The organism is Cellulomonas sp. NPDC057328 (genome assembly GCF_042667215.1).
In the GTDB taxonomy this organism is placed as follows: Bacteria; Actinomycetota; Actinomycetes; order Actinomycetales; family Cellulomonadaceae; genus Cellulomonas.
In genome coordinates this window covers 44,182-64,988 of sequence record NZ_JBHUZW010000009.1, presented here as the reverse complement: position 1 = coordinate 64,988, position 20,807 = coordinate 44,182, and the positions used below count along the sequence as shown (strand labels likewise).

Here is a 20,807-nt window from a genome sequence, read left to right as displayed (position 1 = left end):
GGGCTACCGGAGCAGGCCGCGCCGGTAGCCCTCGCCCACGGCCGCGGCGCGGTCGCGGACGTCGAGCTTGTCGTACACGTGCTGCAGGTGCGTCTTGATGCTGGCCTCGCTGATGAACAGCTGCCGCGCCACCTCGCGGTTCGAGGCGCCGTCCGCGACCAGCCGGAGCACCTCGAGCTCGCGGGCGCTCAGGGCGAGGCCGGTCGGCCGGCGCACCCGGCCCATGAGCTGCTCGGCGGCCGACGGCGCGAGGACGGACTCCCCGCGGTGGGCGGCGCGGACCGCGCGGATCAGCTCCTCCGGGGGTGCGTCCTTGAGCAGGTAGCCGGTCGCGCCGGCCTGCACCGCCGGCAGCACGTCCGACTCGCTGTCGAAGGTGGTGAGCACGAGCACCCGCACCGCGGGGGCGACGCGTGCGAGCTCGGCGATGGCCCGCACCCCGTCCATGACGGGCATGCGCAGGTCCATGAGCACGACGTCCACGCCGAGCCGGACGGCCTCGGCCACGCCCTCCCGGCCGTCGCCCGCCTCGCCGGCGACCTCGACGTCCGGCAGGTCGGCGAACGCGCCGCGCAGGCCGTTGCGCACGACAGGGTGGTCGTCGACGATCAGGACCCGGATCACGGCGCGGCCACCGCGGCCGCCGGGACCCGGACGCTGATCGCCGTGCCCTCGCCGGGCGAGCTCTCGATCTCCATCGCACCTCCCACGCTGCGGACCCGCTGCGCCATGCCCCGCAGGCCGAACCCCTGAGCCTGCTGCCCGTCGCGGGCCGCGTCGATGCCGCGCCCGTCGTCGCGCACGTCGAGCAGCACCTCGTCCGTCAGGTAGGAGAGCACGAGGCCGACGCGCGCGGCCGCCGCGTGCCGGGCGACGTTGTGCAGCGCCTCCTGCGCGACCCGGAACAGCGCCACCTCGACGGCGGGGCTCACGGTCACCGGGTCGCCGGTCACCTCGAACCGCACCGGGACGCCGCCGTCCCGCTCCCACTGCCGCGCCAGGTCGCCGAGCGCCTCGGGCAGGTGCGCCTCCTCGAGCTGGCGCGGCCGCAGCGCCTGCACGGACCGGCGGGCCTCCGCCAGGCTGTCGCGGGCGAGGGCGAGGGCGCGGTCGACGTGCTCCCGGGCCTGGTCGGAGGAGTGCCAGACCCGCTGCGCGGCCTGCACCTGCGTGATGATGCCGGTGAGGCCCTGCGCCAGCGTGTCGTGGATCTCGCCGGCCATCCGCTGCCGCTCGTCGACCACGCCGGCCTCGCGCGCCTGCTCCAGCAGCTGGGCGTGCAGCCCGGCGTTCTCCGCGAGCGTCGCCTCGAGGCGGGCGATCATCTCCTTGCGCCGGCGGTGCTGCTCGGTCGTCCGGTCCACCAGGGCGACGCCGAGGCCGACGCTCGCCGTCTGCACCGCGATCACCCCCACGTACGTCCCGAGCGACGACAGGGTCGCGTGCGGGACGCCGATCGTCATGGTGTTGAGGACCACCGAGGTGGCGAGGACCCCCACCACGCCGACCGGCCACGGGCGCAGCTCGAAGGCGTGCAGGAACCCGGTGACGGTGAAGAGCAGGAAGACCTGGTCCCGGCCCATCAGCACGACGCAGAGGACCAGGAGACCGACGAGGTAGACGGCCATCGGCAGGGTGCGCCGGCGGCGGTCCTCCGGCACCCGGGTGTACGCGAGGTACACCCAGCCGGCCGCCAGCACGGCCAGCCCGAGCGTGCCGGCGCGCTCGGCGCCGTCCTGCCCGGGCCGGCCGACGGCGATCACGGTCGCGACCGGCAGGGTGACCCACGGGACCACGCGCAGCAGCAGCGCCAGGTAGCGCTCGCCGTCGCGGCCGACGTCGTCGTTCATCGGGCCGGCACCTCCGGGCTCGTCGGGCGGGCACGTCCGGTCGTCGCCGGGCGGCTCACTCCCAGCGGAACAGCCGGGCCGCCGCTGCGCCGACGACGACCGCCAGCGCGGCCATTATCCCGACCTGGAGAAGCAGCGGCGGGCCGCTCCCGGCGTCGGCCGCCGCGCCGGACCACGTCCCGAGCAGCCCCTGGACGCCCGGCGGGACGTACGCGCTCAGCCGCACCAGGGCGTCGGGGAGCAGGAACGCGGGCAGGAAGACGCCACCCGCGAACATCGCCACGACGTAGGCGAGCGTGGACAGGCCGGTGGCCAGCCGCAGGCTCGGTGCGACGGCCGCCACGAGCACGCCGACGGCGAGCAGGGCGCCGAAGCCGGCGACGAACGACGCCGCGAAGGCGAGCGGCTGGCGGGGCAGCGGCACGTCGAGCACCAGCCACGCCGAGAGGAGCACGAGGGCGCCCGCGACGACGGCGGCGGCCAGCGCCACGAGGAGCTGCGCCGCCAGCATCGCGCCGGGGTGCACGGGCGTCGTCGACATCCGGCGCAGGACACCCCGCTCGCGGGAGGTCGCCACCGCCACGGGGATCTGCTGCAGCGCGAGGATGCCCAGGCCGAGGGCCAGCGCCGCCGGGGCCCACGCCTCGACGAACGGCACGCCCCCGAACTCGTCCGCCGGCTCCCGCAGCGCGGGGATCGAGCCGAGGCCGAGCAGCAGCAGGGCGGGGAAGAGCACGCCGAACACGACCGAGATCGGGTCCCGCAGGAAGAGTCGCGTCTCCGCGACGGTGAGTCGGTACAGGGCGTTCATCGGGCCGTCCTCCGTCCGGTCAGGGTGATGTAGGCCTCGTCGAGGCTGGCCTGCTCGACCCGCAGGTCGTGCGCGACGACGTGGTGCAGCGCGAGCACCGAGGTGACGGCCTGGAGCACCGTCCCGCTGCCCGTGACCACGACCTGCTCGCCGTGGTGCCGCAGGTCGGCGACCTCGGGGAGGTCGGTGAGCAGCCGCTCGTCCAGGGGGACCGACGGGCGGAACCGCACGCGCTGCTGCGCGCCCACCCGCGCCACGAGCCCGGCGGGGGTGTCGATCGCCGCCACGCGCCCGGAGTCGATGAGCGCGAGCCGGTCGCAGAGGCGCTCCGCCTCGTCCATGAAGTGCGTGACCAGCACGACCGTCACGCCGGAGTCGCGCACGTGCTCGACGAGGTCCCAGGTGTCGCGCCGCGCCTGCGGGTCGAGCCCGGTGGTGAGCTCGTCGAGCACCGCGACGGCGGGGGAGCCGACGAGCGCGAGCGCGATCGCCAGCCGCTGCTTCTGGCCGCCGGAGAGCCGGCGGTACTGGGTGTCGCGCTTCGCGGCGAGGCCCAGCATCTCCAGCAGCCGGCCGCCGTCGGCGGGGCGGCGGTAGAACGAGCGGTACAGGTCCATCGCCTCGCCCACGGTCTGACGGTCCGGCAGCCGGCTCTCCTGCAGCTGCACGCCGACGCGCTGGCGCAGCTCGTCCCGGTCCCGGCGGGGGTCGAGGCCGAGCACCCGGATCACCCCGCGGTCGGGGGTGCGCAGCCCGGTGAGGCACTCGACGGTCGTGGTCTTGCCGGCCCCGTTGGGGCCCAGGATGCCGAAGACCTCGCCGGCCCCGACGGTGAACGAGACGTCGTCGACCGCGGTCGTCGTCCCGTAGCGCTTGTGCAGCTGTCTGACCTCGATGACGTCCATGCCTCGAGCCTGCTGCGGCGCGCGCGGCGCCGGATCGCCCGGCCGGGAGGCGGGGCGGTGGATCCGGGCATCGACCGATCGGTGGATGCCGCACCCGGCCGCCCGCCCCCCGGCTCTGCCGGCACCGGGGACGGGGACCCCTCCTCCCGGGGGAGGAGGGCGCCGCCCGTCCCGTCTCCTCCACGGGCAGGTCCCGGCCGCCCCACCCGTCTCCGTAGCGTCGCCGACGGACGCCCCCGGGCGGCCGACCCACGACGGAGGAGACGCGATGATCGAGGTGGAGGCGCTGACCAAGCGCTACGGCAGCACGACGGCGGTGGACGGGCTGACGTTCACCGCCCGGCCCGGGACGGTCACGGGGTTCCTCGGGCCGAACGGTGCCGGCAAGTCGACGACCATGCGCGTGGTCGTGGGGCTCGAGCGGCCGACGTCCGGCACGGCGCGGGTCGCCGGGCGCCGGTACGCTGACCTGCTGCGCCTCGTCGCCGAGGGTGCGTCGAACGCCGAGGTAGCGGCCGAGCTCGTGGTGTCCGAGACGACGGTGAAGACGCACGTGGGCAACCTGTTCGCCAAGCTGGGCGCGCGCGACCGGATGCAGGCCGTGATCATCGCGTACGAGTGCGGCCTCGTCGGGCGGGGCGCCGCGCGGCGCTGAGCGGCACAGCGCGGCGCTGAGCGGCACAGGGCGGCGCTGAGCGGCACGCGCGTCGTCGTCGCGCCGCCGGTGCCTAGGCTGCGGGGGTGGCCACCGTCCTCCTCGTCCGGCACGGACGCACCGCCGCCAACACCGCCGGCGTCCTCGCCGGCCGCACGGCCGGGGTGCGCCTCGACGCCGTGGGTCGCACGCAGGCGGGACGGGCCGGTGCGCGGCTCGCCGGCGTCCCGCTGGCCGCCGTCGTCACCAGCCCGCTCGAGCGCTGCCGGCAGACGGCCCGCGCGCTCGTCGCCGCGCACGACCCCGCCCCTCCCGTCACCGTCGACGCCGCCCTCACCGAGTGCGACTACGGGCGGTGGCAGGGACGCGCGCTCGCCGACCTCGCGTCCGAGCCGCTGTGGTCCGTCGTGCAGACGCAGCCCTCGGCCGCCGTCTTCCCGGGCGGCGAGTCCCTGCGGGCGATGCAGGCGCGCGCCGTCGCGGCGGTGCGCCGGCACGACGCCGCGGTCGAGGCGGAGCACGGGCCCGGCGCGGTGTGGGTCGCGGTGAGCCACGGCGACGTCCTCAAGGCGGTCCTCGCGGACGCGCTCGGCATGCACCTCGACCTCTTCCAGCGGATCACCGTCGGCCCGGCGTCCGTGTCGGTCGTGCGGTACGGGCCGCACCGGCCCGACGTGGTCGCGACGAACACCGACGCCGGCGACCTGTCGTGGCTCGCGGCCGCCGCGCCCGTCGGGGACGCCCCCGTCGGCGGCGGCGCCGGGCACGCACCGTCCGCCCGCTGAGCCCAGCGGCGGCGCCCCGGCGGACCCGCTCCTAGACTGCCTGCATGCCCCAGGTCGTCCACGAGTTCGACTGGCCGGACCGCGTCGTCGTCGGCACCGTCGGATCTCCCGGCGCCCGCACCTTCTACCTGCAGGCCCGCACGGGCGCGCGGTCGGCGAGCGTCGTGCTCGAGAAGGAGCAGGCGGCCCTCCTCGCGGAGAAGCTCGACGAGCTCCTCGGCGAGATCACCGCGGACCCGGGCACCGGCATCACCGTCCCCGCGCAGACGCCCGCGGAGCTCCTCGACGACGAGCCGCTGGACCAGCCGGTCGAGGAGGAGTTCCGCACGGGCACGCTGCGCCTGGGCTGGGACCCGCGGACCGCGCAGGTCGTCATCGAGGCGTACCCGCTCCCGGAGCCGCGCGACGACGGCGAGCTCGCGTTCGGCGAGATCGACGACGAGCCGGACGAGGTGCTGCTGGTCCGCATCCCGGTCGGCACGGCCCGGGCGTTCGTGCAGCGCACGCGCCAGGTCGTGCGCGCCGGGCGGCCCGCCTGCCCGTTCTGCGGTCGGCCGGTCGACGCGGACGGGCACGTCTGCGCGCTGCCCGACGACGTGTGACGGCGCCCGGGGACGCCGACCTGGACGGCGGCGAGATCCAGCTCGTCGGCCGGATCACCGTCGCGTCGAACGCCACGTTCCTCGGGCGCGTCGGCGACGTGCCGGTCGTCTACAAGCCCGTCGACGGCGAGCGTCCGCTCTGGGACTTCCCCGACCGGACGCTGGCGCGCCGCGAGGTCGCCGCGTACCTCGTCTCCGAGGCGACGGGCTGGGGCGTCGTGCCGCGCACGTGGCTGCGCGACGGCCCGCTCGGCCCCGGCATGGTGCAGCTGTGGTGCGAGCCCGACCCCGGCCAGGACCCCGTCGACCTGGTGCCCGCGGACGCGGTGCCGGCCCACGGGTGGCGTCGCGTGCTCGAGGGCAGCGACGAGGACGGGTGGACCGTCGCGCTCGTGCACGAGGACTCGGCGGCGCTGCGCCGCATGGCCGTGCTCGACGTCGTCCTCAACAACGCCGACCGCAAGGGCGGGCACGTGCTCCCGCAGGCCGACGGCCACCGCCACGGCGTCGACCACGGCGTGACGTTCCACGTCGAGCCGCGGCTGCGCACGGTGCTGTGGGGGTGGGTCGGCGAGCCGCTCGACGCCGAGGAGCGCGCCGGGGTCGCCCGCGTGCGCGCCGGCCTCGACGGTGCGCTGGGGGACCGGCTCGGCGAGCTGCTCGCCGACGTGGAGGTCGCGGCGCTCGCGGCGCGCTGCGAGCGGCTGCTGCAGGTAGGCGTCCTGCCCGGCCACGAGAGCGAGATGCCGGCGGTGCCCTGGCCGCTGTTCTGACCGGCAGCGGTGCCCCGGTCCGCGTCTGCGGTCGCGGGCGACCTGCCGTCGTCCTACGTTGCGCAGATCAGAAGGTCGATCGCCCCGATCGGGAGACACCACCATGATCAGCACGGACGACATCCAGCACCTGCTCGTCTCCGGCGGCACCGTCGTCGGGACGGACGGCGACAAGATCGGCAAGGTCGGACAGTTCTTCCTCGACGACCGCACCGGCGACCCCGAGTGGGTGACCGTGAGCACCGGCCTGTTCGGGCGCGCCGAGTCGTTCGTCCCGCTCGCGGACGCGACCGTGCGCGGCGACGAGATCGTCGTGCCCTACGACAAGGGCAAGGTGAAGGGCGCACCGCGCGTCGACGACTCGGAGGGGCACCTCTCGCCCGACGAGGAGCGCGAGCTCTACCGGTACTACGGGTTCGAGGGCGGCGACGCCGGTGACGCCGGGGACGATGCCGCCGACCGGACGGGCGACGACGCCGCCGACCGTCCGGCGGCCGGCGTCGCGGCCGGGACGCCGCACGACGGCGGGGACCGGGACCGCGACGCGGCGGGGCCGTCGACGGACGACGACCGCCGCCCCGGCGGGCGCCACGTCGCCGACGCCCCCGTCGACGCCCCGCCCGCGACGGAGGGCAGCGCGGCGGAGGGCACCGGCACGGCCGCCGCCGAGCCCGCCGGCGCCGCGACGCTCGCGACCGGCGGCGCGCGCCTGCGTCGCTACGTCGTCACCGAGGAGCAGACCGTCACCGTGCCGGTCACGCGCGAGGAGGTGCGGGTCGAGCCCGCGCCCGGCGCCGCCGGCGACGGCACCGACGGTCCCGGCACCGGCACCGGGACCGACACCGGCAGGGACACCGACAGGGACACCGACAGGGACACCGACAGGAGCGCACCGTGAGCACGCAGGACGACCCCCGCACCCCCGACCGGCCCGACGTCCCCGAGGGCGACGCCGCGCGGCCGTCCACGCCGTCCGGCGGCGCCGTCTCCGCGAAGGCGTTCGGCCGTGACCGGCAGAGCGTCGTCGCGCGCGAGAAGGAGGAGTACGGCGGCATCAAGTTCGGTTCGGCCTTCTTCGGCTGGCTCACGGCGACCGGCACCGCGGTGCTGCTCACCGCGCTCGTGGCGGCCGCCGGCACCGCCGTCGGTGTCGCGAACGACACCGACGTGAGCGAGGCGGCCGACCAGGCGGCCTCCGACCCCGGGTCCGTCGGCCTCGTCGGCGGCATCGTCCTCGCGGTCGTGCTGTTCCTCGCGTACTACTGCGGCGGCTACGTGGCCGGTCGCATGGCCCGCTTCAACGGCGCCAAGCAGGGCGTGGCCGTGTGGTTGTGGGCCGTGATCATCGCGATCGCCGTCGCCGTGCTCGCCGCGGTCGCCGGCGACCAGTTCAACGTGCTCGGCCAGCTCAACAGCTTCCCGCGCATCCCGATCGCCGAGGGGGACCTGACCACGGCGGGCGTCATCACGCTCCTGGTGATCGCCGCCGTCACCCTCGCCGGGGCCGTCCTCGGCGGGCTGGCGGGCATGCGGTTCCACCGCAAGGTCGACCGCGCCGGCCTCGGTCGCTGACCGGCGCGCACGGCCGGACGGGCGACACGGCGCGGCACGCGACGCCGCGCGCCGCGTCGTGTCGGACCCGTCCGGCAGGATGGCGCCACCATGGACCGCTGGAGCCTCGACGACGTGCAGGCCGCCGCGCCCGACGCGTCGTCGCTCGCGGCGGCCCGGCGGCTCGCGCAGCCGGGGCCGTGGTCGGAGACGGGTGCGTCCGACGCGTTGCTGTGGGGCCGCTGCCAGGGGTCGGGCCGCACGCCGTACCAGGTGAGCGTCGACCTGCAGGCGCGGGCGTACCGGTGCTCCTGCCCGAGCCGCAAGTTCCCGTGCAAGCACGCGCTCGCGCTGCTGCTGCTGTGGTCCGCGGGGGCCGTCGGTGACGACGCGGAGGCGGCCGACTTCGCGCAGGAGTGGGCCGACGACCGCGCCTCGCGCGCGACGCGGCGCGCCGAGAAGGCGGCGCAGCCGGACGTCCCGGCCGACCCGGAGGCGGCGGAGCGCCGCCGTGCGCAGCGCGTCGCGACGATGTCCGCGGGGCTCGAGGACCTCGCGCTGTGGCTCACCGACCTGGTGCGCGCCGGGCTGGCGGCCGCTCGCCGGCAGCCGCTCGCATGGTGGGACGCCGCCGCGGCGCGGCTGGTCGACGCGCAGGTCCCCGGCCTCGCCGAGGAGGTGCGGGCCACCGGCAGCCGCGTGCAGCACGACGACGACTGGGCGCCGGTGCTGCTCGCGACGGTGGGCCGGTGGTGGTCTCTCGTGCACGCGTGGCGGCGGCGTGAGCAGCTCGACGAGGGTGCGCTCGGGGACCTGCGCGCGGTGCTCGGGTGGGCGCAGGCCGCCGACGACGTGCGGGCGCGGGACGCGGTGACCGACACCTGGATCGTCCTCGGGGCGTTCCGCACGCAGGACGGCCGGGTCCAGCAGCAGCGCACGTGGCTGCGCGGCGAGGGCACGGGCGAGGTCGTCCAGGTGCTCGACTTCGCCGCGGGCGGGGACCCCCTGCCGGTCGCGCAGGCCGTCGGTGCGCTGCTGCGCGGCGACGTCGCGCGCTACCCCGGTGCGGCGCTGCGGCGGGCCACGTTCGTGACCCCGCCCGAGGTCGTCGGCGCGGCGCAGGCCCTGCCCGCGGGCGGTGACGTCGCCGCCGCGTTCGACCGGCGCGCGCACGTGCTGGCGGCGAACCCGTGGACGCGCCGGGTGCCGGTCGTGCTCACCGGTGCACGGCTCGACGTCGGCGCGGCGGCGGGCGCGCTCGCCGCGGGCACCGGCCGCGGGGCGGCGGGCGGGGTGGTCGTCGTGGACCCGGCCGGGCACGCCCTGCCGGTGCTGCCCGACGTCGACCCGTGGGGCCTGCTCGCGCGGTCGGGCGGCGCGCCCCTCGACCTCTTCGGCGAGCTGGAGGACGGTGCGCTGCGCGTCCTGGCCGCGGCGGGTCCCGCGGGCGTGCCGGGGGTGGTGGGCGCATGAGCGCGACCCCGGACGTCGACCGCTGGTGGTCCGCGCTCACCGCCGCGGCGCTCGTCGGCGCGGGGCGGGGCCGGGTGCCCGCCGTCCCGGACGCGCTCGCGGTGGTCCCGCGCCCGGACGCCGACGCGCCGACCGCGCTGCTCGACGCCGCCGCGCTCGGCGGCGCCCTGCAGCTGGCCGGTGCGGTGCCCGCGCCGGCCACGACTGCACCGCCACCGTGCCCGCCCGACGCCGCGCCCGAGGCGCCCGCGCGTGCGGTGCAGGTGCTGCGGCTCGTGCTCACGCAGCCGCCGGTGGGGCGCGAGCTGCGGGACGCCCTCGTCGAGCGCTGGTGCGCGGCGGTGGCCGCGGCCGGCCGCCGCGTGCCGCACGCGCTCCTGCCGGCGCTGCTCGCGGAGGCCACCCGCCGGCCCGACGTGCGGGCGGCGGTCCTCGGGGTCGTCGACGCCCGCGGCCGCTGGCTCGCCGCCCGCCGCCCGGAGTGGTCGTGGGCGGTCGAGGAGGAGGCGGCCACGCCGGCGGCGGACGACGCCGCGCTGCTGCGCCTGCCGGTCGCGGAGCTCGTCGCCCGCATCACGGCCCTGCGCGCGACCGACCCCGGACGCGGGCGCCGGCTCGTCGCCGCGGCGCTGCCGACGGCGGGCGCCGAGACGCGCGCGGGGCTGCTGCACGCGCTGTCCGTGGGCCTCGGCCAGGCCGACGAGGACGTGCTCGAGGCGGCGCTCGACGACCGGGCCGCGACGGTGCGGGCCGCGGCCGCCGAGGTCCTCGACGGGCTGCCGACCTCCGCCCGCGCCGCCCGCATGGCCGCGCGGCTGGCACCGCTGCTCACCGTGCACGGGCTGGTGCGCAAGCGGCTCGAGGTCGCACCCCCCGGTGCGCTCGACGCCGCGGCGCGCCGCGACGGGCTCGGCGCCGGGCCGGGCGGCGCCCGCGACGCCGCGGTGCTGTCGGCGCTCGTCACGGGCGCGCCGCTCGACGTGCTGACCGCCGCGGCGCGCACCGACCCCGCGGGCGTGCTCCGGCTGGACGCGGAGCGGGTGCTGCGCGCGCCGGTCCGCCGCGCGGTCGTGGCACGCCGGGACCCGGTGTGGGCCCGGGCGCTGCTCGCCGAGGAGTGGGACGCCGCCGCGACGGCCGTGCTGCCGCCCGCCGAGGGGCGCGAGGCCGCCCGCCGGTGGCTCGCCGCGACGCCCGCGGACGTGCTCGCGTCCGTCGCGCACGCACTGCCCGGGCCGTGGGACGCCACGCTCAGCCGCGCCGTGGCGGAGGCCGTGGCGCAGGTCGCCGCCGACCCCGCCACGACCCGCACGCTCGCCCTGCCGGTCGAGGCGCTCGCCCGGCAGCTGCACCCCGCCGCGCGTGAGCCCCTCGGCCGGGCGCGCGACGCGGCGGATCGTGCGGCGGCCGACGCCGAGCGCGCCGTCGAGCGCGCCCGCGACCCCCAGGAGTCGGCGCGGCTCGCCACCGCCCTCGCCGCGTTCCGCACGCGCGCCCGCGCCCTGACCGACCTGACCCAGCACCTGTCCCTGCTCGCCACGACCGACGAGGCCCTCGCATGACGTCGCAGCCCCCCGCACCCGACGGCACCGGCAGGGACGGCGCCGGCACGCCCGGCGCCGGCACGCCCGGCACCGCCACCGGCACGCCCGCCACCGCCGCCATCGGCACGTCCGTCACCGGCACGTCCGTCACCAGCACCGCGGACGGCGGTGCCGACGTACCCGTGCTGCGTCCGCACGCCGAGGACGCGTTCGCCGACGAGCTCGCGGCGCTCGCGGCCGCGGACGACCACCCGCGACCGCCCGGGTGGCGCCTGTCGCCGTGGGCGGTGACGACGTACCTCGTCGGCGGGACGCTGCCCGACGGGACGACGGTGAGCGCCAAGTACCTCGGCTCGCGGCGGCTCATGGAGATCGCCGTGGCGTCCCTGGCCACCGACCGGGCGCTCCTGCTGCTGGGCGTGCCGGGGACGGCCAAGACGTGGGTCGGCGAGCACCTCGCCGCCGCGGTGAGCGGCGACTCGACGCTCGTCGTCCAGGGCACCGCGGGCACGCCCGAGGAGCAGCTGCGCTACGGCTGGAACTACGCGCGGCTGCTGGCCGACGGCCCGACGGCGGAGGCCGTCGTGCCGAGCCCGGTGATGCGCGCGATGCGCGACGGCGCGCTCGTGCGCATCGAGGAGCTGACGCGCATCCCCGCGGACGTGCAGGACGCGCTCATCTCGATCCTGTCCGAGAAGATGCTGCCCGTGCCCGAGCTGCGGACGGAGGTGCAGGCGCGCCCCGGGTTCAACGTCATCGCCACGGCGAACGACCGCGACAAGGGCGTCAACGACCTGTCGTCGGCCCTGCGGCGGCGGTTCAACACCGTGGTGCTCCCGCTGCCGGACACGCTGGAGCAGGAGGTCGAGATCGTCCGCACGCGCGTCGCCGCGGTGGGCCGCTCGCTCGAGCTGCCGCCCGAGCTCGCCGCGCTCGCGCAGATCGAGCGGGTCGTCACGGTGTTCCGCGAGCTGCGCGGCGGCGTCACGCTCGACCGGCGCACCACGGTGAAGTCGCCGTCGGCGACGCTGTCCACGGCGGAGGCGATCTCCGTCGTCACCAACGGCACCGCGCTCGCGGCGCACTTCGGCGACGGGGTGCTGCGGGCCGAGGACGTCGCGGCGTCCCTCACCGGCGCCGTCGTCAAGGATCCCGTGCAGGACCGGCTCGTGTGGCAGGAGTACCTGGAGACCGTCGTCCGCGACCGCGCCGGCTGGGAGGACCTGTACCGGGCGTGCCGGGAGCTCGTGTGAGCGCGACGGCCCGTGCGGGTGCGACGGCCGGCCGGGTGCACGTGCTCGGTGTCCGGCACCACGGGCCGGGGAGCGCGCGGTCGGTGCTGGAGGCGCTCGACGAGCTCGACCCGGACGTGCTGCTCGTCGAGGGTCCGCCGGAGCTCGCGCCGCTCGTGCCGGTCGTCGCGGACCCGGGTCTCGTCCCGCCGGTGGCGGGCCTGGTCTACGCCGTCGACGAGCCGTGGCGGGCGTCCTTCTACCCGATGGCGGCGTTCTCGCCCGAGTGGGTCGCGCTGCGGTGGGCCGTCGCGCGCGGGCGCCGCGTCGAGCTCGCGGACCTGCCGGCGGCGCACCTGCTCGCCACCCGCGCGCAGGAGCTCCCCGGGCGCGCCGGGCAGGCCGACGAGGCCGAACCGGACGGCGGGGCCCCGCAGGGCACGTCCCCGGACGACACCCCGCACGACACCCCCGACGACGCCCCCCGCGACAGCCTCGCCGCGCTGCCCGCCCCGCCGGACCCGATCGCCGAGCTGGCGCGCGCCGCCGGCTACGACGACCCCGAGCGGTGGTGGGAGGACGCCGTCGAGCACCGCTCCGGCTCCGCGGTGGCCCGGTTCGACGCGCTGCGCGAGGCCATGGCGGCCGTGCGCGCGACCGGGCCCGGCGACGACCTCGAGACCCGGCGCCGGGAGGCGGCCATGCGTCGGGCGGTGCGGGCGGCGCTGCGCGCCGGGGCGCAGCGCGTGGCGTTCGTGTGCGGTGCGTACCACGCACCGGCCGTCCACCCCGACGCCCGCGTGCCCGTCAAGGACGACACCGCGCTGCTCACGGGCCTGCCGAAGGTGAGGGTGACCGCCACGTGGGCGCCCTGGACCGCGGGCCGGCTGGCGACGGCGAGCGGGTACGGCGCCGGCGTCACGGCACCGGGCTGGTACCAGCACCTGTTCGTCGCGGGGGCGCGGCCCGGCGCGACGGCGCAGGACGTCACCACGTCCTGGCTCGTGCGGGTGGGGCGGGCGCTGCGCGACGAGCAGCTCGACGCCCCGCCGGCGTCGGTCGTCGAGGCCGTGCGGCTCGCGGAGACGCTCGCCGCGGTGCGCGGCCGGCCGTCGGTCGGCCTGTCCGAGGTCACGGACGCCGCGCAGACCGTGCTCTGCGGCGGGTCCACCGTGCCGCTGCAGCTCGTGCACCGCACGCTGGTCGTGGGGGAGGCGATGGGCGCGGTGCCCGACGACGTGCCGATGGTGCCGCTCGCCGCCGACCTCGCCCGCCGGCAGCGCGCGCTGCGGATGACGCCGTCCGCCTCGGCGACCCTGCTCCAGCTGGACCTGCGCAAGGAGCAGCACCGCGAGCGGTCGCTGCTGCTGCACCGCCTGCTGCTGCTCGACGTGCCGTGGGGCCGGCCCGCGGCCGTCACGACCCGGACCACCGGCACGTTCCGCGAGGCGTGGGACCTCGAGTGGGTGCCCGAGCTGTCCGTGCGGCTCGTCGAGGCGGGGCTGCGCGGCACGACCGTGCCCGCCGCGGCCGAGGGCCTCGTGCGCGAGCGCGCCGCGGCGGCGGCGGACCTGTCGGCGCTCGCGGACCTCGTCGAGCAGTGCCTGCTGTGCGACCTGCCCGACGCCCTGACCGCGGTGCTCGCCGCGCTCGAGCAGCAGACGGCGCAGCAGCACGACCCGCTCACGCTGCTGCGGGCGGTGGAGCCGCTCGCGCGCACGCGCCGGTACGGCGACGTGCGGGACGTCGACACCGGCGGGGTCGCGCAGGTGCTGCGGACCGTCGTCACGCGGGTCGCCGTCGGCCTGCGGGCGGCGTGCGCGGCGCTCGACGACGACGCGGGGGCGCTCGTGCGCGACGCGGTGGAGTCCGCGGACCGCGGCGTGCGGCTCCTCGACGACCCCGCGCTCGACGCGCCGTGGCGGCGCGGCCTGACGGACCTGGCCGCCGACGAGCGTGTGCACGCCGCCGTCTCGGGCCGCGTGCACCGGCTCCTGCTGGACGACGGGACGCTCGACGTCACCACGGTGGCCGAGCGGATGTCGCGCCGGATGTCGGTCGGCGCGCCCGCGCCCGCGGGGGCCGCCTGGCTCGACGGGTTCCTCGAGGGCGACGCGCTGCTGCTCGTGCACGACCCGGTGCTGCTCGCGCTCGTCGACGACTGGGTCGGCGGCGTGGACGACCGGACGTTCGAGGACCTCCTGCCGCTGCTGCGCCGCGCGTTCGCGCGGTTCTCCGACGCCGAGCGCCGCGAGGTCGGGCACCGGCTGCGGGGGCCGGCGGGGGCGCGCACCACCGCGGTGCACCTCGACCTGGACCGGGCGCTGCCCGCGGTGCACGCCACCGCGCGGCTGCTCGGGCTGGAGCCGGTCGCGTGACGGGCGCGCCGGGAGCGCGGCCGGAGGGGGACCCGGTGGACGACGACGAGCAGGTGGACGGGGTGCACGTGGACGACGAGCGCGCGGGCGAGGTGCGCGCGGACGGGGTGCGCGCGGACGAGGTGCGCGACGACGACGCCGCGGCCGCCGACGCGCCGGCGCCGGACCGGGCGACCCGCTGGCGGCTCGTCCTCGGTGCGCCGGCCGAGGAGGGGCTGGGCGGCGTCACGCTGGACGCGGACGACGCGCGTCGTGACGCGGTGCTCCGCGAGCTGTACGGCGAGGGCGGCGGGCGCCGCGGCGGCCTGGGCGGCTCGTCCCCGCGGGTCGCGCGGTGGCTCGGCGACATCCGCGCGTACTTCCCGTCGTCCGTGGTGCAGGTCATGCAGGAGGACGCGATGACGCGGCTGGGCCTGCGCGAGCTGCTGCTGGAGCCCGAGATGATGGCGGCGGTGCAGCCGGACCTCGACCTCGTGACGACGCTCGTGGGGCTCGGCCGGGTGGTCCCCGAGCACTCCCGCGAGACGGCGCGGCGCGTGGTCCGCACCGTCACGGACGAGCTCGAGGAACGCCTGCGCGCGCGCACGGTGCAGGCCGTCACCGGCGCGCTGGACCGGTCGGCGCGCACGCACCGGCCGCGGCCGGGCGACGTCGACTGGGGCGCGACCATCGTGGCGAACCTGCGGCACTACCTGCCCGAGCACCGCACGGTGGTGCCGGAGCGGCTGGTCGGGCACGCACGGCGCACCTCGCAGGTGCAGCGGGACGTGGTGCTGCTGGTCGACCAGTCCGGGTCGATGGCGGAGTCGGTCGTCTACTCCAGCGTCTTCGGCGCCGTGCTGGCGTCGCTGCGCTCCGTCGCGACGCGCCTCGTCGTCTTCGACACCGAGGTGGTCGACCTCACGGATGCGATGGACGACCCCGTCGACGTGCTGTTCGGCGTGCAGCTCGGCGGCGGTACCGACATCCGGCGGGCGCTCGCGTACGCGCAGGGCCTGGTCGAGCGGCCGACCGAGACGGTGCTCGTGCTCATCAGCGACCTGTACGAGGGCGGCATCGCCGAGGAGATGGTGGCGCGCGCGGCGGCGCTCGTGCGGTCGGGCGTCACGGTCGTCGCGCTGCTCGCGCTGAGCGACTCGGGCGCGCCGTCGTACGACCACCGGCACGCGGCCGCGCTCGCCGAGGTCGGCGTGCCGGCGTTCGCCTGCACGCCCGACCTCTTCCCCGACCTCATGGCCGCGGCGATCGAGCGCCGCGACATCGGGCAGTGGGCGGCGGCGCAGGGGATCGTCACGACGCACGCGGACGGCTGAGCGCGCGGGCGGCGCGCCGCCGACGGGTGCCGCGCGACCGCGGCGCCTGCCGACGGGTGCCGCGCGACCGCGGCGCCTGCCGACGGGTGCCGCGCGACCGCGGCTCACCTCCGCCGGTGCACCACCCCCGCGCTGCCGCCGCCGCGGCGCTCCGGCTCGGCGACGGACACGAACCGTCCGTGGTCGAGGAGCTCGATCGCGGTGGCCGCGCCGATCTCGGGGTTGTCGGCGAACGCGTGCCCGAGGGCCTCGAGGTCCGCGCGCGGGAAGCCCGGCTCGGCCTGCACCGTGGCGGTGTTGCGCGGGGTCGCCCGCGGTGCGGCGACGGCCGCGTCGAGCGGCATGCCGAGGTCGAGGCGGTTCACCAGCACCTGGAGCACCGTCGTGATGATCGTCGACCCGCCGGGAGAGCCGAGCGCGAGCAGCGGGCGGCCGTCCTGGACGACGATCGTCGGTGCCATCGAGCTCCGCGGCCGCTTGCCGGGGCCCGGCAGGTTCGGGTCCGCGCCGCCCTGCGTGTCGGTGAAGCTGAAGTCCGTCAGCTCGTTGTTCAGCAGGAAGCCGCGCCCGGGGACGACGACGCCGTTGCCGCCGGTGGACTCGATCGTCAGCGTGTACGCCACGACGTTGCCCCACCGGTCGGCCGTCGTCAGGTGCGTCGTCGACGTGCCCTCGGCGCCCTCCGGGCCGGCCGTCGCGGTCAAGGCGCAGTCGCCGTACTCGCCGTCGGGCGTGCCCGGCGCCACCGGCTTCGGCAGCGCCGCCGCCGGGTCGACGAGGCACGCCCGCTCGGCGGCGAACCCGTCGGAGAGCAGCTCGTCGAGCGGGACGTCGACGAAGGCGGGGTCGCCGACGTACCGGTTGCGGTCCGCGAACGCCAGCGCGCCGGCCTCGAGGTAGCGGTGCAGCGCCTGCGTCTCGTCGAGCGCGCCGAGGTCGGCGGTCTCGAGGATGTTCAGCGCCTCGCCGACGGTCGAGCCGCCCGACGACGGCGGCGCCATGCCGTACACGTCGAGCCCGCGGTACGTCACGTGCGTCGGGTCGCGGCGCAGCGCCTCGTAGGACGCGAGGTCGCCGAGCTCGAGCAGACCCGGCCGGACGACGCGCGTGCTGCCCGGCACGACCGGCGGCGCCTGCACGGTGTCGACGATCTCGCGTGCGAGCCGGCCGGTGTACAGCGCGTCGACGCCGCGGTGCGCGAGCAGCGTGTACGTCCGGGCGAGGTCGCGGTTGCGGAACACCGACCCGACCCGCGGGGGAGCGCCGCCCGGCAGGAAGAGCTCCGCGGTCGACGTCACGTCGTCGAACCGGTCGGCGTTCTGCGCGGTCTGCTCCGCGAACGTCTCGTCCACGACGAACCCGTGCTGGGCGACCCGGGTCGCGCCGGCCAGCGCCCGGCGCAGGCTGATCGTGCCCCACGCGTCCAGCGCGGTCTGCCACGTGGCGGGCGTCCCGGGCACGCCGACCGACAGGCCGGACGTCACCGCCTCCTCGAACGGGATCGCCGTCCCGTCCTCCACGAATGCGTCCGGACCCATCGCGGCCGGCGCGGTCTCCCGGCCGTCGATCGTATGCACCTCACCGGTGCGGGCCTCGTAGAAGACGAGGAAGCCGCCGCCGCCGATGCCGGCCGAGTACGGCTCCGTGACGCCGAGCGTCGCGGCCGCCGCCACCGCGGCGTCGACCGCGTTGCCGCCGCGGCGCAGGACGTCGAGGCCGACCCGCGTGGCGTCCGGGTCGACCGTCGCGACGGCACCGCCCGTGCCCACCGCGACGGGCACCTTCGCGGGCGGCCGGCCGCCGTGCCACCCGCCGTGCCACCCACCGCCCGGGCCGCCGCGACCGTGGTCGAGCCCGCGGCCGTCCGGCGACGCACCCGCCGGGGTCCCGTCCTCGGCCGGTGCGGCCCCGGGGGCCTCCGCGATCAGCGCCTCGACGTCCGCCGACGACACGTCGGCCGCGTCGGCGGCCGCGTCCGTGCCGGCGGCGGCCGGGCCCGGCGGTGCCGCCGCCACCGGCGCGACGCCGGCGGCGAGCGCGAGAGCGGCCGCCGCGACGACGCCCGCCGGACGGACCAGCGGACGAGCCGGCGGTCGGACGGGCCGGCCGGGTCGGCTGGGCCGGCCGGCTCGGTGGGCGGACGGACGGGCGAGCGACGACGGTGTGCGCATGACGGCCCCCTGTGGCGAGATGTGCGCCGGGAGTCCGGTCTACCACCGCCACCGCACCCTGCCCACCCCCCTCCGTGCCGCACCCCGCCACCCGCCCCTCGCCGGCTCCGATCCGGTCCCGAGCTCGCCGGGTCGGTGCCGAGATCGCCGTCCCGGACCGGCGACGTCACCGTCGAGCCGCCGATTTCGGCGTCAGGTGCGGCCGAGCACGGTCGGCGCGAGCGGGCTCGGTGCGGCGAACCGGCTCGGGCGTCGACCTCGTCCGATGTGCTCCGACCTCGTCCCTTCTCCCTGACGAGGTCGACGCACACCTGACGAGGTCGGCGTGCGACTGGCGGGGGTGGACGCACGCTCGACGAGGTCGGCGTGCGCGCGGTGGCCGGGTGCGCCCGGTACCCGCTGCCGCGCCGAGGTCGCCTGCGCGGCGCCGAGATCGCCGTCCCGGACCGGCGACCTCACCGTCCGACCGGCGACCTCGGCGTCGCTACGGCACGGGACGGCACGCTCGGCGTTAGCACGGTGAGCTCGGCGTCGGCACGGTGAACTTGCCGTCGGGACGGTGAGCTTGCCGTCGGGACGGCGAGCTCACCGTCGGGCGACGTCCCCGGCGGGGTGGGCGGTACGGGCGGGGCGCGTCGAAACTCACGGGAGGCGGGACGGGAGGCGGCGGACCGCGGCGCCGGCGCGGGCCGGGTCGAGCGGCACCGGGCTGACGAGCACCGCGGGCCCGCGGTGCAGCACGCCGTCGCTCAGCGGCATGCACCGGACGCCGCCGCGGCCGCGCATCGCGGCGTGCGCGCCGGGCGCGAGGACGCGGTCCATCCACGCGCACGGGTTGGCGGGCCGCCCGACGCGCAGGCGCACGCTGCTGCCGCCGGACTCCAGGACGACCTCCTCGCCGAGCAGCGGGGCGAGCTCGACGCCGCGGAGGACGACGTTGCGGCGCGTGAGCAGCGGGTCGAACGGCCCGGCGCCGAGCTCGGCGGCGATCGCGTCGAGCGCCTCGACCGCGAACAGCGTCACGGCGGCGTCCATGTGCGCGGCCTTGCCGAAGAACCGGTCGCCGACGATGCCCTTGCCGGCGACGACCTCGGCGCGCTCGGCGTCGGTGCTCGGCACGTCGGCGGCGCCGTCGCGGGGGCGGCCGAAGTAGGCGTGCTCGGGGGAGACCAGCAGGTGGAGGATCTCGACGTCGTACCGGTGGGGCCCGCTCACGCGACCAGTGTGCGCGGTGCCGCGCGCCGGCGTGCGACCGGCCGTCGCGACCGGCCGTCCCGACCGCCCGGATCGACCGCCCGGATCGACCGCCCGGATCGACCGCCCGGATCGACCGCCCGTCCCGACCCGCGGGGCGTCCGGATGTGCGTCCGGGCACCTCGTGCCACGCTGACGGGGAGGGCGGCGCGCCGCCCGGGCCGCACGACGACGGGCCCGGTGCGCACCGAGGCCTCGCGCGACTTCGACGAGGGAGACGAAGACGTGGACGGACAGCGACCCCTCGGGTCCGTGGACCTGACGCGGCGCGGCTTCCTGCGCGGCCTCGGCGCGGCCGGCGCGACCGCGGCCCTGGCCTCGTGCGCGGCGCCGTCGGGCGGCAGCACCACGGAGATCGTCTTCTTCCAGTCGAAGCCCGAGGTGATCGGCTACTTCGACGAGCTCATCCAGCAGTTCCACGAGGCGCAGTCGCGGGTGCGGGTGCGGCACGACGCGACGTCGAACCTGGCGGGCTCGTTCGTCCGCGAGACGCCGCCGGACCTGGGGCTGCTCAACTACAACTTCGAGATCTCCCGGTACGTCGAGCGGGGTGCGCTGAGCGACCTCGGCGACATGCCGGAGGCCGCGCGGATCCGTCCGGAGCTCCTGCCGCTCGTCGAGGTCACCGCCACCTACCCGGGTCGCACGAGCGTCATCCCGTACTCCCTCATGGCGGCCGCGGTGCTCTACAACCGCACGATCTTCGCCGAGCACGGCCTGACGCCGCCGACCACGTGGGACGAGTTCCTCGCGGTGTGCGACACCCTCCAGGCGGCGGGCGTGACGCCGGTCTACAGCACGTTCCGCGACCCGTGGACCATCGCGCAGGGCCACTTCGACTACTCGGTCGGCGGCATGCTCGACACGACGGAGTTCTTCACGGAGCTCAAGGCGCAGGGCGACGACGTGGGACCGGACTCCCCGGTCGCGTTCCAGCAGCAGTTCCGTGAGCCCGTCGAGCGGATGCAGCAGATCGTCGCGTACACCAACCCGGACGCGGCGAGCCGCGGCTACGGCGACGGGAACCTCGCGTTCGCGAACGGCGCGGCGGCGATGTACCTGCAGGGCCCCTGGGCTCTCACGGAGATCGCGAAGACCAACCCCGACCTCGACGTCGGCGCGTTCCCGCTCCCGGTGACGGACGACCCGGCGGACCGCAAGGTGCGCGTCAACGTGGACCTCGCGCTGTGGATCCCGGAGGGCTCCACCAAGAAGGAGGCGGCGCGCGAGTTCCTGTCCTTCCTCATGCAGCCCGAGGTCATCGACACGTACAACGCCGACAACCTCGGCTTCGGCGTCACGACCGACGCACCGCCCGTGACGGACCCGACGCTCGTCGAGCTGCGCGAGTACTACGACCGTGCGGCGTTCTACCTGGGTGCGTCGCAGCTCGTGCCGCAGTCGATCCCGCTGCAGAACTACGCGCAGACCCTCGCGTCGGGCGCCGACCCGCTGCCGGTGCTGCGCACGCTCGACGCCGACTGGGCACGCCTGGCGTTCCGCTCCTGAC

18 protein-coding genes and 1 pseudogene are annotated in these 20,807 nt (G+C 77.3%); 13 read left to right on the top strand and 6 right to left on the bottom strand.

Annotated elements, in window-relative coordinates; translation table 11 throughout:
* Positions 1-3 precede the first annotated feature (3 nt).
* The 4 genes from ACFUMH_RS03345 to ACFUMH_RS03330 are packed head-to-tail and all read right to left on the bottom strand — an operon-like array spanning position 4 to position 3,566.
* Positions 4-624: a response regulator gene (locus ACFUMH_RS03345; protein ID WP_378200368.1), complete on the bottom strand. Its 621-nt coding sequence runs from the start codon at positions 622-624 to the stop codon at positions 4-6.
* The gene (locus tag ACFUMH_RS03340) at positions 621-1,850 is read right to left on the bottom strand and encodes a sensor histidine kinase (RefSeq protein ID WP_378200364.1); all 1,230 of its coding nucleotides are present in this window, start codon (positions 1,848-1,850) and stop codon (positions 621-623) included. The genes ACFUMH_RS03345 and ACFUMH_RS03340 overlap by 4 nt, the downstream gene beginning before the upstream one ends.
* A 55-nt stretch (positions 1,851-1,905) precedes the next feature.
* On the bottom strand, positions 1,906-2,661 hold the full coding sequence (locus ACFUMH_RS03335; RefSeq protein WP_378200361.1) for an ABC transporter permease: 756 nt from the start codon (positions 2,659-2,661) through the stop codon (positions 1,906-1,908).
* On the bottom strand, positions 2,658-3,566 hold the full coding sequence (locus ACFUMH_RS03330) for an ABC transporter ATP-binding protein (RefSeq protein ID WP_378200358.1): 909 nt from the start codon (positions 3,564-3,566) through the stop codon (positions 2,658-2,660). The genes ACFUMH_RS03335 and ACFUMH_RS03330 overlap by 4 nt, the downstream gene beginning before the upstream one ends.
* Positions 3,567-3,834: 268 nt before the next feature.
* On the opposite strand from ACFUMH_RS03330, the pseudogene ACFUMH_RS03325 reads away from it, so the two are divergent.
* The 12 genes and pseudogenes from ACFUMH_RS03325 to ACFUMH_RS03270 all read left to right on the top strand — a co-directional run.
* A pseudogene (locus ACFUMH_RS03325) lies at positions 3,835-4,038 on the top strand (ATP-binding cassette domain-containing protein); the annotation flags it as partial.
* A gap of 51 nt (positions 4,039-4,089) precedes the next feature.
* Positions 4,090-4,221 (top strand): response regulator transcription factor, encoded by a 132-nt coding sequence (locus tag ACFUMH_RS03320; protein ID WP_378200374.1) that lies wholly within the window; start codon positions 4,090-4,092, stop codon positions 4,219-4,221.
* A gap of 86 nt (positions 4,222-4,307) precedes the next feature.
* On the top strand, positions 4,308-5,006 hold the full coding sequence (locus ACFUMH_RS03315; RefSeq protein WP_378200356.1) for an MSMEG_4193 family putative phosphomutase: 699 nt from the start codon (positions 4,308-4,310) through the stop codon (positions 5,004-5,006).
* A gap of 44 nt (positions 5,007-5,050) precedes the next feature.
* Complete coding sequence (locus ACFUMH_RS03310; RefSeq protein ID WP_378200353.1) at positions 5,051-5,608, top strand: DUF3090 domain-containing protein; 558 nt, start codon at positions 5,051-5,053, stop codon at positions 5,606-5,608.
* On the top strand, positions 5,605-6,381 hold the full coding sequence (locus ACFUMH_RS03305; protein WP_378200350.1) for an SCO1664 family protein: 777 nt from the start codon (positions 5,605-5,607) through the stop codon (positions 6,379-6,381). The genes ACFUMH_RS03310 and ACFUMH_RS03305 overlap by 4 nt, the downstream gene beginning before the upstream one ends.
* Before the next feature lie 103 nt (positions 6,382-6,484).
* Positions 6,485-7,279, top strand: a complete 795-nt coding sequence (locus ACFUMH_RS03300; protein WP_378200347.1) for a DUF2382 domain-containing protein — start codon at positions 6,485-6,487, stop codon at positions 7,277-7,279.
* Positions 7,276-7,953: a hypothetical protein gene (locus tag ACFUMH_RS03295; RefSeq protein WP_378200344.1), complete on the top strand. Its 678-nt coding sequence runs from the start codon at positions 7,276-7,278 to the stop codon at positions 7,951-7,953. The genes ACFUMH_RS03300 and ACFUMH_RS03295 overlap by 4 nt, the downstream gene beginning before the upstream one ends.
* Positions 7,954-8,043: 90 nt before the next feature.
* Positions 8,044-9,405, top strand: coding sequence for an SWIM zinc finger family protein (locus ACFUMH_RS03290; protein ID WP_378200341.1), 1,362 nt, complete (start codon positions 8,044-8,046; stop codon positions 9,403-9,405).
* Positions 9,402-10,967, top strand: a complete 1,566-nt coding sequence (locus tag ACFUMH_RS03285; protein WP_378200338.1) for a DUF5691 domain-containing protein — start codon at positions 9,402-9,404, stop codon at positions 10,965-10,967. The genes ACFUMH_RS03290 and ACFUMH_RS03285 overlap by 4 nt, the downstream gene beginning before the upstream one ends.
* Positions 10,964-12,202 carry an AAA family ATPase gene (locus tag ACFUMH_RS03280; protein WP_378200335.1) on the top strand — a complete coding sequence of 413 codons (1,239 nt, stop codon included), beginning with the start codon at positions 10,964-10,966 and terminating at the stop codon, positions 12,200-12,202. The genes ACFUMH_RS03285 and ACFUMH_RS03280 overlap by 4 nt, the downstream gene beginning before the upstream one ends.
* Positions 12,199-14,559 (top strand): DUF5682 family protein, encoded by a 2,361-nt coding sequence (locus ACFUMH_RS03275; protein WP_378200332.1) that lies wholly within the window; start codon positions 12,199-12,201, stop codon positions 14,557-14,559. Before ACFUMH_RS03280 ends, ACFUMH_RS03275 begins: the two co-directional genes overlap by 4 nt.
* A gap of 35 nt (positions 14,560-14,594) precedes the next feature.
* Positions 14,595-15,872 carry a VWA domain-containing protein gene (locus ACFUMH_RS03270; RefSeq protein ID WP_378200329.1) on the top strand — a complete coding sequence of 426 codons (1,278 nt, stop codon included), beginning with the start codon at positions 14,595-14,597 and terminating at the stop codon, positions 15,870-15,872.
* Positions 15,873-15,976: 104 nt separating this feature from the next.
* Here the strand turns inward: ACFUMH_RS03270 and ggt are convergent, their stop codons facing one another.
* Together ggt and ACFUMH_RS03260 are read right to left on the bottom strand one after the other, a co-directional pair.
* Positions 15,977-18,043, bottom strand: a complete 2,067-nt coding sequence (gene ggt, locus ACFUMH_RS03265) for a gamma-glutamyltransferase (RefSeq protein WP_378200326.1) — start codon at positions 18,041-18,043, stop codon at positions 15,977-15,979.
* 642 nt (positions 18,044-18,685) lie between these two features.
* Entirely contained in the window at positions 18,686-19,258 is a 573-nt protein-coding gene (locus ACFUMH_RS03260; protein ID WP_378200323.1) for an MOSC domain-containing protein, read from the bottom strand.
* Positions 19,259-19,522: 264 nt separating this feature from the next.
* On the opposite strand from ACFUMH_RS03260, the gene ACFUMH_RS03255 reads away from it, so the two are divergent.
* Complete coding sequence (locus ACFUMH_RS03255) at positions 19,523-20,806, top strand: ABC transporter substrate-binding protein (RefSeq protein ID WP_378200320.1); 1,284 nt, start codon at positions 19,523-19,525, stop codon at positions 20,804-20,806.
* The last annotated feature ends 1 nt before the right edge of the window (position 20,807 follow it).